This is a genomic window from Clostridium mediterraneense (assembly GCF_900091705.1).
Classification (GTDB): domain Bacteria; phylum Bacillota; class Clostridia; order Clostridiales; family Clostridiaceae; genus Sarcina; species Sarcina mediterraneense.
This window is the reverse complement of the sequence record NZ_LT594785.1, coordinates 978,811-992,115: the sequence shown is the minus strand read 5'-3', so window position 1 is coordinate 992,115 and position 13,305 is coordinate 978,811. Positions and strand designations below refer to the sequence as shown.

Annotated in this window: 15 protein-coding genes; 1 reads left to right on the top strand and 14 read right to left on the bottom strand. The window is 28.7% G+C overall.

From position 1 onward, the window contains the following. Positions 1-153: 153 nt before the first annotated feature. Complete coding sequence (locus tag BN8917_RS06795) at positions 154-1,797, top strand: putative manganese-dependent inorganic diphosphatase (RefSeq protein WP_066872346.1); 1,644 nt, start codon at positions 154-156, stop codon at positions 1,795-1,797. A gap of 36 nt (positions 1,798-1,833) precedes the next feature. Here the strand turns inward: BN8917_RS06795 and BN8917_RS06790 are convergent, their stop codons facing one another. From BN8917_RS06790 to BN8917_RS06730, 14 genes are all read right to left on the bottom strand, one after another. Then, positions 1,834-2,619, bottom strand: a complete 786-nt coding sequence (locus BN8917_RS06790; RefSeq protein WP_066872343.1) for a flagellar hook-basal body complex protein — start codon at positions 2,617-2,619, stop codon at positions 1,834-1,836. Between the two features lie 21 nt (positions 2,620-2,640). Continuing rightward, entirely contained in the window at positions 2,641-3,405 is a 765-nt protein-coding gene (locus tag BN8917_RS06785) for a flagellar hook-basal body complex protein (protein WP_066872340.1), read from the bottom strand. Next, positions 3,402-3,524 carry a hypothetical protein gene (locus tag BN8917_RS14695; protein ID WP_265327634.1) on the bottom strand — a complete coding sequence of 41 codons (123 nt, stop codon included), beginning with the start codon at positions 3,522-3,524 and terminating at the stop codon, positions 3,402-3,404. Before BN8917_RS14695 ends, BN8917_RS06785 begins: the two co-directional genes overlap by 4 nt. A gap of 80 nt (positions 3,525-3,604) precedes the next feature. Then, positions 3,605-4,087: a hypothetical protein gene (locus tag BN8917_RS06780; protein ID WP_084748520.1), complete on the bottom strand. Its 483-nt coding sequence runs from the start codon at positions 4,085-4,087 to the stop codon at positions 3,605-3,607. 22 nt (positions 4,088-4,109) lie between these two features. After that, on the bottom strand, positions 4,110-4,832 hold the full coding sequence (locus BN8917_RS06775) for a FliA/WhiG family RNA polymerase sigma factor (RefSeq protein WP_066872337.1): 723 nt from the start codon (positions 4,830-4,832) through the stop codon (positions 4,110-4,112). Between the two features lie 14 nt (positions 4,833-4,846). After that, a complete protein-coding gene (locus BN8917_RS06770; protein ID WP_066872334.1) occupies positions 4,847-5,458 on the bottom strand; it encodes a flagellar brake protein in 612 nt (203 codons plus the stop codon). Positions 5,459-5,470: 12 nt separating this feature from the next. Beyond that, entirely contained in the window at positions 5,471-6,343 is an 873-nt protein-coding gene (locus tag BN8917_RS06765) for a MinD/ParA family protein (protein WP_066872331.1), read from the bottom strand. Beyond that, positions 6,337-7,449, bottom strand: a complete 1,113-nt coding sequence (flhF, locus tag BN8917_RS06760; RefSeq protein ID WP_066872327.1) for a flagellar biosynthesis GTPase FlhF — start codon at positions 7,447-7,449, stop codon at positions 6,337-6,339. Before flhF ends, BN8917_RS06765 begins: the two co-directional genes overlap by 7 nt. Further along, positions 7,450-9,513: a flagellar biosynthesis protein FlhA gene (gene flhA, locus BN8917_RS06755; RefSeq protein ID WP_066872324.1), complete on the bottom strand. Its 2,064-nt coding sequence runs from the start codon at positions 9,511-9,513 to the stop codon at positions 7,450-7,452. Positions 9,514-9,539: 26 nt separating this feature from the next. Then, positions 9,540-11,363 (bottom strand): fused FliR family export protein/FlhB family type III secretion system protein, encoded by a 1,824-nt coding sequence (locus BN8917_RS06750; protein ID WP_066872321.1) that lies wholly within the window; start codon positions 11,361-11,363, stop codon positions 9,540-9,542. An 11-nt stretch (positions 11,364-11,374) separates the two neighbouring features. Next, a complete protein-coding gene (gene fliQ, locus BN8917_RS06745; RefSeq protein ID WP_066872318.1) occupies positions 11,375-11,644 on the bottom strand; it encodes a flagellar biosynthesis protein FliQ in 270 nt (89 codons plus the stop codon). Between the two features lie 13 nt (positions 11,645-11,657). Continuing rightward, a complete protein-coding gene (fliP, locus tag BN8917_RS06740; protein WP_066872315.1) occupies positions 11,658-12,413 on the bottom strand; it encodes a flagellar type III secretion system pore protein FliP in 756 nt (251 codons plus the stop codon). Beyond that, the gene (locus BN8917_RS06735; RefSeq protein ID WP_066872312.1) at positions 12,410-12,799 is read right to left on the bottom strand and encodes a hypothetical protein; all 390 of its coding nucleotides are present in this window, start codon (positions 12,797-12,799) and stop codon (positions 12,410-12,412) included. Before BN8917_RS06735 ends, fliP begins: the two co-directional genes overlap by 4 nt. Positions 12,800-12,811: 12 nt before the next feature. Further along, complete coding sequence (locus BN8917_RS06730; RefSeq protein ID WP_066872310.1) at positions 12,812-13,297, bottom strand: flagellar basal body-associated FliL family protein; 486 nt, start codon at positions 13,295-13,297, stop codon at positions 12,812-12,814. Between the last annotated feature and the right edge of the window lie 8 nt (positions 13,298-13,305).

The following is a 13,305-nucleotide window of genomic DNA, read 5'->3' as shown; positions in this document are numbered from 1 at the left end:
TACTCCCTCCTTATCATTAAACTTCATAAATAATATATGTTATGTATAGCTACATTTAGAACTTATATAAATATTAAAGCTATTAAACTTTACAATTACTTATATAAGCCTTAAAATATTAATAAAGTTATTTATGCAAAGGAGATTTTACAGATGAAAGACGTAATTTATGTAACTGGACATAAGAATCCTGATTCAGATTCTATTTGTGCAGCAATTTCATATGCAGAATTTAAAAATAAAACTCAAGATATTCCTGCAGTTCCAGTAAGACTTGGAAATGTAAGTCAAGAAACTCAATATGCTCTTGACTATTTTAATGTTGAAGCACCTCAATTTATTGAGACTGTTAGACTAAAAGTTGAAGATTTAGATTTTGATAAAATAGAAGCAATACATCCAAATGTTTCAATTAGAAAAGCTTGGACTTTAATGAACGAAAAAAATACAAAGACAATGCCTATAGTTGATGAAGATAATAATTTAGTAGGTTTAGTTGCTACATCAAATATTACAGCTACATATATGGATGTTTTAGATAATAAAATACTTGCAAAGAGTGAAACACCTCTTGAAAATATAGTGGAAACTTTAGATGCAGAAATTCAAAATGTTAATGAAGCAGTTAAATTATTCCCAGGTAAATTAGTAGTTGCTGCTATGCAACCTGAATCACTTACTTCATTTATAGATGCAGGTGATATTGCTATAGTTGGAGATAGACCTGATACAATAGAAACTCTTATAAATCAAAGAGTTTCATTAATAGTTATCGCTGGTGGTCATAAAGCTAACGAAGAATTAATTAAATTAGCTAAGGAAGCTGGTGTTACAATAATATGTACACCTTATGATTCATTTACAACAAGTAAACTTATAGTTCAAAGTTTACCAGTTAAATTCCTTATGACAAGTGAAAACATAATTTCTGTTTCACTTGATGATTTAGTTGATGATGCTAAAAAAGTTATGAGTGAATCAAGACACAGCAGCTACCCTATATTAGATGAAAACAATAAGTTTGCTGGAATGCTTGCTAGATATCACTTAATCACACAACATAAAAAGAAAGTTATCCAAGTAGACCACAATGAAAGAGGCCAATCAGTTGATGGATTAGATGAAGCTCATTTATTAGAAATAATAGACCACCACAGAGTTGCTGATATTCAAACAGGTCACCCAATCTACTTTAGAAATGAACCTGTTGGATGTTGTTCAACAATAGTTGGTAAGAGATTCTTTGAAAATGGTATAACACCATCAAAAGAAGCAGCTGGTCTTATGTGTTCAGCTATTATCTCAGACTCATTACTATTTAAGTCACCTACTTGCACACAAGAAGATAGAGATATGGCAGAAAAACTTGCTAAGATAGCAGGTATTGATTTACAAACTTACGGAAAAGAATTCCTTAAGGCTGGTACTTCATTAAGTGGTAAAACAGTTGAACAAATATTCAACCAAGACTTTAAGCCATTTGTAATCCAAGGAACTAAAGTTGGTGTTGCTCAAGTTAACACAATGGATATTGATGGATTCATGAATGAATTAAAGGACGAAATGCTTGAATACATGCAAAAGAAAGCTGATGAAATAGGAGCTAAAATGACAATGCTTCTATTAACAGATATTATAGAAGAAGGTTCTCAAGTTCTTGTAGCTGGAGAAGATCCTGCAATAGCTGAAGAAGCATTCGGAGTAAAACTTGTAGATAATACAGTATTCCTAAAAGGAGTATTATCAAGAAAGAAACAAGTAGTACCTCCATTAACAAACGCTTTATTAGCAAGATAATCTAAATAAAAAAGCTGTCTAAAAAGACAGCTTTTTTTATTTAGATCTCATATTATTTACCATACTCCACATCTCATCAGCAGTAGTTATACTCTTTGAACCAAGTTGAAAGGCCCTTTGAGTTATTATCATATCTGAAAATTCTTGACCTATATCAACATTTGAAGCCTCAAGCTTTCCTTGATATATAGATGTATCATTTATTTTATTTATCTGCACATTATCTTTAGGAATAAATAAATTTTTTCCTACTGATATATACGGGTCACTTCCATTTGCTGAATATAATGGAACCTTACCTACATTAATAAGTCTTCCATCATATTTTCTAAAAATTTTTCCTTCTGAATCAACTATAAAATTTTTACTATCTAGAGTATCAAACCCCTGATTTTTAAGATTCAAATATTCTTGTGTATATTCAATATCTAATTTATTTCCATTTGAATCAACTATATCCCCATTAATATCTATAATAAATGAACCATCCCTAGTATAAAACTCTTTTCCATATGCATCTGTTACTTTAAACATACCAAGACCATCAATTCCAAGATCTGTTGAAATTCCTGTTTCTAAAAGAGCTCCTTGATAATGTTCTCTACTAGTTTCTCCAGCTATAACCCCTGTTCCAGTAAAAGAACCTTTATTGGTACTCGGATAACCTCTTCCTTCTAATGACTCTTTCAAAGAATCTTTAAAATTAACTTCTACCCTTTTATAGCCATTAGTACTCATATTAGCTATATTATTTGATATTATATCTAATTTTATTTGATTAGCATTCATAGCACTTTGACCATTCCATAAAATTCTATGCATTTTATCCCCTCACTTTATTGTCTATCTTACAGATCCAATTTCATTTGCTGCTTTCCCTAATGTTTCATCAATACTTTGCACTATCTTTTGATTAGTTTCAAAAGCTCTCATAACACTAAGCATATTTACCATCTCATCAACAAGATTCACATTAGATTCTTCTAAAGCTCCTTGTGCTATATATACAACACTATTTAGATTTGGATTTTGTGATGAATATAAGTTTTCTCCTATTTTACTTATATCTTCATCTTTATCAAATGTAGCTGTAGCAATTTTATACACAGCTTCTTCTCCATTTACACTAAGCTCATTTCTATCATTCATAACAAAATTATCAGTCCCAACATAAATAGGTTCTAAATTATTAGTTCTTTTATTTATTCCCATAACATTAAGCCCTGAACTATTTACAAGATAACCATTAGTACTAACTCTAAAACTACCATTTTTAGTATAATAATTTTCATTACCTCTATTTACTATAAAATAGCCCTCATCATCTATTGCAAAGTCAGTAGTTTTATCTGTAGCTTTTAAAATACCTTGCTCTTTTCTAATTGATGTTCCATCTATCTGTACTCCCAGACTAAGTGTTCCAATTCCTTTTGTTACATTATTTTTATTATCTCTATTTTGAATCATAACTTCATCGAAAGATTTTAAATTTACTTCCTCTGCTTTATATCCATTAGTATTGATATTTGCTAGATTACTAGTTATGCTACTTTGCTTTGCTTCAAGACTTATCATTCCTGAAACTGCTGTATATAATCCTCTTATCACTTTTTCACATCCTCACTAAAAATAACCTTACACTCATCTTCATAGTGCATACCATAAATTCTGGCTTTTTGTTCTATTTTAGATTTTGAAACCTCTAAATTATACTGTGAAAAAAACATACTAAAGCTTCCTATTAATATTCCTATACCAACTCCAAATAAAAGCTTTCTATCAGTAAAAGAATCTATAAACTTTTTTCCTATTTGTATAAATCTTTTATTAATAATAATTCCCCCTTACCTATTTGAAGTCTTCTACAAATCTCATCATCCTCTATTCCAAGCTCTATTAAATTTTTAACTTTAAGCACATTAGAAGTATTTTTATTTTCCTTTAACTTATTATCGTCCTTTTTTATTATTTCTTCAGAGTCTTGAGAATTATTATTAATCTTTATATGTACATTTTTATTATCATTATTATAAAAATCTAAATTATTACTGTTTATATGAGCAAGTTTTAAAAGTCTTACCTCTTCCTTTAAATCCACTATTTCTCTTTGCAGTTCTATAATAGTCTCACTTAAATCTTTTCTTATCTTTAGTATTTCAATATCAACTTTATTTGTACTTTGTTCCTTATTAATAAGTATATTTTCAAAATTATTTTTATCTTCACTTTTAATAGCTTTTATATTTATAATAATTAACGCTAAAGCTACTAAAAATAAAATTATAATCATTATCTTCACCCTACAATTCTATCTATATATAACTTATTTCTTTCATAACTTTTTTAAGGTTACTAATAGCTCTACTATGAAGCTGACATACTCTTGATTCTGATACATCAAGTACATTTCCAATTGCTTTTAATGTAAGATTTTCATAATAATATAGGTTCAAAATAGTTCTATCTCTTTCATTAAGCTCATCTATACATCTAGCAAGCATATCAACCTCTTCTTTTCCTTCTAAAATCTTCTCAGGTCTTGGACTTGAAGTATCCTCTAAAACACTATTTATAGTAACTTCATCATCAGTAAAAATTATTGTATCTAAAGAAATCATAGAAATATAATTTATATATCTTTCTATTTCAGAAACTTCTTTATCACTTATCTTTAACTCTTCAGCTATTTCCTTATATGTTGGTTCTCTTAATAATCTTGTTTGAAGAACTTCTAAGGCTTGATTATATTTATTAAGTTTATCCATAGCTCCTTTTGATATAGGACTATTTCTTCTCATTTCATCAATCATAGCTCCCTTTATTCTTATAGAAGCATAAGTAGAAAACTTCATCCCTTTATCAGGGTTAAATTTATTAAAAGCATCCATTAATCCTAACATTCCATAGCCTACTAAATCATCATATTCAATATATCTGCTCTTTCCCATAATTACCTTTCCAGCAATATGTTTTACCAATGGAATATATTTTTCAATAACTATTTTTTTATCTATCCCCTCAAGCTGTGTAAGCATCTAAAAACTCCCCCTTAGATTAGCTCCATCTGTTTTCTCATTATAGAAAATACAAGTTTAATTATTTTTTCTCTAGTTCTTTCCTCGATATCTACAAATTCTATTCCTAAACTATATTGATTGAAGCTTGTCTCTTCTACTCTAATAATTTTTCCTTTTACCATAAATTTGCCATCATCTGTTTTTACAAAGCTTACTATCTCTTCATCTATCTCTAGTTTTTTATTACTCTTAATTTTCATTCCACCACCACTTAAATCTAAGATTAAGGCGTTAAATTCTTCATCTTTTCTAAAACACTTTATTCCTCTTATTGTCTCTACCCTAACATAATTTCTTCTTTGAATTTTCTTAATATCATATGGCTCTGAAAGTCTATATAATCTAATATTCCCCTCAATTTTTCTATCTATAACTTTACAACTAAGCTCATAAACACTACCTTCATTACCATATTTAATTAAATGAATATCATCACCCTTATTTAATATTAAATATTCATTATTATGTAAAGGAATATCTATATAAATTTCATCATCATTAACTGACTGTATCCTACTTTTATAAACTTTATCATCCTCATAAATTTCTATATTATTATTAACCTCTAACTTAAACCTCTTCACCATAGATCCTCCCTAAGAAAATATATAAAATAACTTTTTAAAAAATCCATCAAACCCATTACTCTCTTTATCATTTGTCTTACAAATAGAGTTTGCTATTTTTCTCAAACATTTTGCTGTATCAGAGGAAGGATAATTAATAACCACAGGTATCTGCTGTCTAACAGATTCTACAAGTTTCCTATCTTCAAATATAAATCCTAAATAATCTAACTTAACATTTAAAAACTTTTCACCTACTTTTTTTAACTTGAAATAAGTTTCCCTTGCCTCTTTTTCCGAAAAGCTTCTATTTATAATAATCTTACTTTCAGTTTTCAAATTAAAATGCTTACTTGCTTTCATCAGACTATACGCATCAGTAAGTGAAGTAGGTTCTGGTGTAGTTACAATAAATAATTCATCACAAGCTGCTATTAATCCTAATACTGTTTTACTTACCCCTGCACCAGTATCCATAAGAATATAATCATAATCTTCTAACATAGCTAATGATTTTAAAAATTTATCTCTTTGCTCATCTGAGAATTCTTCTATTTTATTTACAGCACTTCCTCCAGATAAAAGTTTTATCCCTTCTGGTCCATCTTCTATAACATCAATTATATTCATACCATTTAAAACTACATCATAAATATTATGCTTTGGATAAATTCCTAAAAGGACATCATCATTTCCCATTCCTACATCAGCATCAAATACAAGAACCTTTAATCCTTTTTGTCTAAGCAATATCGCAAGGTTTACAACAATATTACTTTTACCAACTCCACCTTTACCTGAGCTTATAGTTATAACTCTAGCCTTTTTATTTTTTATCTCACTAAACTCTAATTTTTTCTTTTCTCTTACTAAGTCCCTTAAAATTGCAGCCTGATCTAGCATAAATACTCTCTCCCTAAAATTTCATTCATAACTTCTTCTGGAGAACATTGTTTTATATCATTTGGAACATTCTGTCCTGTTGTTACAAATCTTATAGGTAATTTACTAATATGAGCAATGTTAAGTAATGTACCAAGTGATATTGTCTCATCTAATTTAGTAATTATGATATCTTTATAAGCTAAGCCCTTATAACCATTTATTATAGAAATTAAATCCTTATTCTTTGTAGTAGCAGAAATAACAAGACTTATATTATCTGGTTCTAATTTTTCAATAAAAGTTTTAAGTTCTGATATTTGCATTATATTTCTACTACTTCTACCAGTAGTATCTATTAAAATAACATCACAATCTTTCATTGAGTCTATAGCAAGTTCCATCTCTTTTAAAGTCATTACAACTTTAAATGGAATATTCATTATCTCAGCATATGTCTTTAATTGCTCTACAGCTCCAATCCTATATGTATCTATTGTTATAAGTCCAACTAATTTATTTTCATTTAAGGATAACTTACCAGCAAGTTTTGCAATAGTAGTAGTCTTTCCAACACCTGTTGGACCAACTAAAACAGTTTTCCCCTTTAAAATAGCTTTCTCTACTTTTATTTTTTGTCTTATTCTTTTCTCTATAACTTGAGTATCCTCTTCCTTTATCCCCTCAAATATTTCCTCAATAGCTTCATCTATAACGTCTTGCTCTTTAAATCTCTGTCTAAGGGAATTTTCATTTTTCACTTCTTTATCTACAAGCTTCTCTACTAAAGATTTTAATTCCTTAAATTCTTTATAAATTTCCTTTTCTTCTTTGTTATTCTGCAAAATTTCTTCTTTTTCTTTAATATTCTCCTTTCTAGAATAAATTTCCTTTTTCATAAGCTCTTTAATAGCATCTAGAGACTCATTATTTTCTTCTTTTTTAACATTGTTATAACTATTGTCTTTTGTTGCTGTTACTTCTATTAATTTATTTGTAAAAAATCCTGCTATCCCAGCTTTTCTAACTTTTCTTTGAGATATAATTACAGCATCATTCCCAAGTTCATATCTAATTCTAGTCATGGCTTCATTCATATTATTTACAATATATTTTTTCACTAACATCTATATAGTCACTACTCCTTCTGCCTTTATTTGAACATCATTTGGGATTTCATTAAGTGAAACAACCATTACATGCGGGAAAATCATTTCTATAAATCTTCTAAATGACGCTCTTATATTAGGTGAAACCAATATAACTGCCTGATTATTATAAAAATAAACTGATTCTATTTTTTCCTTTATAGCATTATAGATTTTTGTACTAGTATCTGGATCAATTACAGGGAATGAACCTTGTATTGATTTTTGAGTATTTGAAGCTATAAGCTGTTCTAAAGAATTATCTAGAGTTATTACTGTTACAGCTCTTTCTTCATCAACTATCTGATTACAAATCATTCTTGATAATGAAAATCTAACGTATTCAGTAAGTACTTCTGTATCTTTAGTATTTCTGGAATTATCAGCAAGTGACTCCATTATAGTTACCATATCTTTTATAGGAACTTTTTCTCTTAATAAGCTTTGTAATACTTTTTGTAATTCTCCTATAGTTAAAAGGTCTGGAATTAATTCTTCAACAACTGCACTATATTTCTCTCTAACATTATCAACTATAATTTTAACTTCTTGTCTTCCAAGTAATTCATATGAATGTGATTTTATAGTCTCTGTAAGATGAGTAACCATAACAGTAGTTGGGTCAACAACTGTTAGACCTCTTATTTCAGCATCTTCTCTTTGATCTTGATTTATCCAGACTGCTGGAAGACCAAATGTTGGTTCCACTGTTTTTATACCACTTATTTCTTCCATATCACCTGTTGGGTCCATTGTTAAAATCATTCCTGGCATAACTTCTGATGAACTTATAACTGTCCCCCTAAGTTTTATTAAATATTCATTAGTCTTAAGCTGTAAATTATCTCTTATTCTTATAGGCTGTACTACTATTCCCATTTCTATTGCACATTGTCTTCTTACAGAAGCTATTCTTTGAAGTAAATCTCCACCAGCACTTTCATCTGCTAATGGAATAAGACCATAACCGATTTCTATTTCAATAGGCTCTACTGATATTAAATCCATAACATTTTCTGGCTCTTTTCTTTCAAGTTCTTCAACTTGTTCAACTTCTTTAGCTATACTTTCTTGTTCTTTCTTTTCTTCATCTTTATAAACAAAATATGCTGATGCACCTGTAAGAACTGATAAAATTAAAAATGGTGCTTTAGGCATATTAGGTACTATTGCTAATGCAAACATTAAAAATGAAGCAAGTGCTAATGCTATTGGAAAAGCTGTAAGTTGTTTAGTTACAACAGTTCCAAAGTTTTCTGATGTTCCAGAACGAGTTACTAAAATACCTGATGCTGTTGAAATTAAAAGTGCAGGTATCTGACTCACAAGCCCATCACCAACTGTTAAATTTACATATGTAGTAGCAGCTTGTCCAAATTCCATATTTAACATAGCTACTCCAATAATAATTCCACCAATAATATTTATTACTGTAACTATTATTCCAGCTATTGCATCTCCTTTTACAAACTTAGAAGCCCCATCCATTGCTCCATAAAAATCTGCTTCAAGCTGCAAATCTCTTCTTCTTATTTTTGCTTCTGCTTCGTTTATAAGGCCTGAATTTAAATCAGCATCTATACTCATCTGTTTACCTGGCATAGCATCTAAAGTAAATCTAGCTGATACTTCTGAAACTCTTCCAGCCCCACTTGTTATAACCATAAACTGAATTATTATAATTATTAAAAATATAATAATTCCAACTACATAATTTCCACCAATAACAAATTCTCCAAAAGCTGAAATAATCGAACCTGCTTCCCCTTCACTTAAAATAAGTCTTGTTGATGAAATATTAAGTCCAAGTCTAAATAAAGTTGTAATAAGTAGTAAGGTTGGAAACACTGATAATTGCAAAACATTTGTCGTAAACATAGTTATAAGTGTTATAACTACTGATATAGTAATATTTAATGCTAAAAGTACATCTAGTACTGGTGATGGAAGTGGGATTATTATCATTAAAATAATTCCTATTACTCCAAATGCAACTAAAACATCTTTATTAGCTTTTATACTAATATTTTTTAAATTCAATATTTTCCCCTCTTTTCTAAGCTGTCCATTTATTTATCAAGCTTATATATAACTGCTAATATCTCAGCTACTGCCTGATACATTTCGACAGGTATATCCTGGTCAATATCAACTGTCTCATACATAAGTCTTGCTAAAGCTCTATTTTCTACAACTGGAACTTTATGTTCTTTAGCAATCTCTTTTATTTTAAGAGCTATATTATCAGCTCCTTTCGCAACAACTTTTGGAACATAGTCTTTTACCCCTTTTTCATATTTCAAAGCTATAGAAATATGAGTTGGGTTAGTTATTACTACTGTTGCATCAGGTACGGCTTGCATCATTCTATTCATTGCTAACTCTCTTTGCTTTTGTTTTCTTTTCCCCTTAATATGAGGGTCCCCTTCTGCTTGTTTTGATTCTTCTTTTATTTCTTGCTTTGTCATCTTCATATCTTTTTGATGCATTTTAAATTGCATAAAATAATCTGCTGCTGCTATAACTATAGAAACTAAAACTATTCTAAAAATTATTCCAACTAATAAAGATTTAAACTCTACACCAAAACTAGGTAAATATAGGCTTCCAAGCTTTATAAGCTTTTCATAATTATTCTTTACAAAATCAAATCCAATATAAGCAAGCAAACTTACTATTAAAATATTTTTTACAAGGTCAATTAACTTTCTTGTAGAAAACATATTTTTCATTCCCTTTATTGGATTTATCTTATCTAATGAAGGTTTAAGCCCTTCTCCACTTGCCATAAAGCCTGTTTGAAGTAAACTTGCAGCAACACCAACTATCATTATAGGCAAAGCTATAGCTAGAAAAAGTGATATAAATTTTGATAAACCAAGTAAAAAATTATTATTTATATCAAATTCACTTAAAGCTTTTCCAAAATCATACGAAAAATAATGTATAAGCAATTTTTTAAAGGATGTCACAATAAAAGAGCCAAAAGCAGTAATAACTAAAAGTATTGTTCCCAGAGTAAGAGCTGTTGATACTTCCTTACTTTTAGGAATCTGACCTTTTTTTCTTGAATCTGCCTTCTTTTTTGGTGTGGCTTCCTCTGTTTTCTCTTCTGAGAAAATAAATATTATTGGGATAGTAGTAAAAATTGATTTAATCAAATCAGGAATCAGATTAATTCCTGAAACTATAACATCTATTATTATTGGTAGTGATATTAAAAAACTTACAATCCCAACTACTATTTTTATAGGCATGCCAAGAACCATTACATTAAGTTGTGGTACACTTCTTGATATAAGACCCATAACTAAATCTGAAACTATTATTATCATCACTAATGGAATTGATATCCTAAGAGCTAAAATAAAATAACTAATAATAGCTTCTATAATAATTCCTGTACTTTGCTGGGATAAAATATTTCCTCCTAGTGGAATAATCTCAAAACTTTCTCTAATCATTCTTATAAGCATGTGGTGACCATCTATTATAAAAAATATAATAATTGCTACCCAATGAGTTACATTAGAAAGTAAAGTTGAATTTGTTTTTGTATTAGGATCATACATGCTTAACATAGATAGACCCATTTGCAAATCTACAAAACTTCCAGCCATACTTATAAAGTGAAACCATATTGATACTGCAAAACCAAGGACTATTCCTGAAATCACTTCATTTAAAATATTTAATATAAGCCCTATATCGCTATTTATATTTAAAATATCTACCCTACTTACTACAGGCATAAGAACAAATGATAATATTAATGCAAATATAACTTTTAATATATTTGAGCTTGAACTTGGAAAAAATACTGGTACAACTATAAAGAAAGCTGAAACTCTTATAAAGATAAAAATTAAAGCTACAATAGATTCTATCTCCATTTGTTGTCCCCCTAATTTGATATAGTTGCTATTATCTTAAAAATCTGTTCTGTAAATTGCATTACTGTATGTAACATCCAAGATCCTAAAAATAATCCTACTGCTGCTATCCCTAAAAGCTTTGGAACAAAAGTTAAAGTCTGCTCCTGTATTTGTGTTGTAGCTTGAATTATACTTATAACAAGACCAAGAACTATAGCAACTCCTAAAAATGGTCCTGAAACTTTTAAAGCTACAAGCATTGCATCTTTTATAATTCCAATAAGCATTGTATCTGTCATTTAATCACCCCAATTACATAAAACTTTGTACTAGAGATTTAACAAGTAAATACCAACCATCTACCATTACAAATAAAATTAATTTAAAAGGTAGAGAAATCATAGCTGGTGGCAGCATAAACATTCCCATAGACATAAGTACACTTGCAACTACCATATCTATAACTAAAAATGGTATATATATTAAGAATCCTATTTCAAATGCAGTTTTAAGCTCACTTATTATAAAAGCTGGAACAACTGTTGTTAAAGGAATATTATCCCTTGTTAATTCTTCCTTATTAATATTAGACATTTCAACAAATAACTCTAAATCTTTTTTTCTAGTTTCCTTTAGCATAAATTCTCGTATTGGTTTTGCTCCTTTTTCTATAGCTTCTTCTTGAGTTATTTTACCTTCCATATAAGGATTTAAAGCATTTTGATTTATATCTCCAACAATTGGTGCCATTATAAAAATTGTTATAAATAAAGCCAATCCAACTAAAATCTGACTAGGTATTGATTGTTGTGCACCTATTGCACTTTTAAAGAATGATAAAACTACTGCTATTCTAGTAAAACAAGTCATCATAATTAAAAATGATGGTAATAAAGTTAATACAGTAAGAAATATCATAAGCTTTATATTAGAAACATACTCTTTTGGTGTCTCCCCTAACGAAATATCAATACTAGCACTAGGATTTGCTACCGCTTTAATATCAGTAAAAAGAATCAATATTAAGCATATTAGTCCTATAACTAAAACTGTCTTTTTCTTTTTCATCTTTTTTCCCTCTTAAATTTCCCAAGAAATTCACCTAAACTATTCTTTATTATAGAAATTCCTTCATTATATTTAAGCCTTATATCATCATTTAATTTTTCCTTATTTTCTTCTATTACTTTTATCTCTTCTTTATTTAAATCCTTTATTTTTTCCATACCCTTTTCACTAGAAAAAATAACAGCTCCCTCTTCACCAAATTTAAAAATATATATACTTTTATTTTTATCTACCTGAGTTTTTTCTATTATTTTTACATACTTACCTTTAGAGAGCACTTTTATTTTACTTTCTCCATTTTTAAGAAGGGCAACTAATACAAGTAATAGCGCCCCTGAAAAAACAATCAATTTAAATATAAAGAAAATATAATCCATTATCTCCATTTGATGTCCCCTTTACTGAATTAATAAACTTTGGAAATATGCATCAGTTATAACCTCTTCAATATTTAATGATTTATTTAAGTTTGCTATAAGTTCTTTTTTGACTACATTTAAATCTGATATTTCTTCTACTGTTTTCCCTTTAAAATAATTAATAGTTGAATCTCTTAAAACAGCTATATTTTTATCTAAATTACCTGCAAACTCTTTATTTTCTGAATTATAATTTAATATAATCTTAGTCTTTATGTATCTTGAACTTCCCGTATCTTTAAGATTAATAACAAAATCTTCTCCTAAATCTAAATGTTCAGTTTTTATCTCCTTTTTCTCACTAGTATTTGTCATATCAAGCTTACCTTCCGCTTTACTTTTATTCACAAAATAAAATCCAGTAAAAGCAACTCCAAATACAAATGACATTGAAACTACAATTATAATTACAAGTTTCATTGTAGATAGCCCTGACACTTCCTTATCTTTTACACCCTTAGCCAAATTGCTCC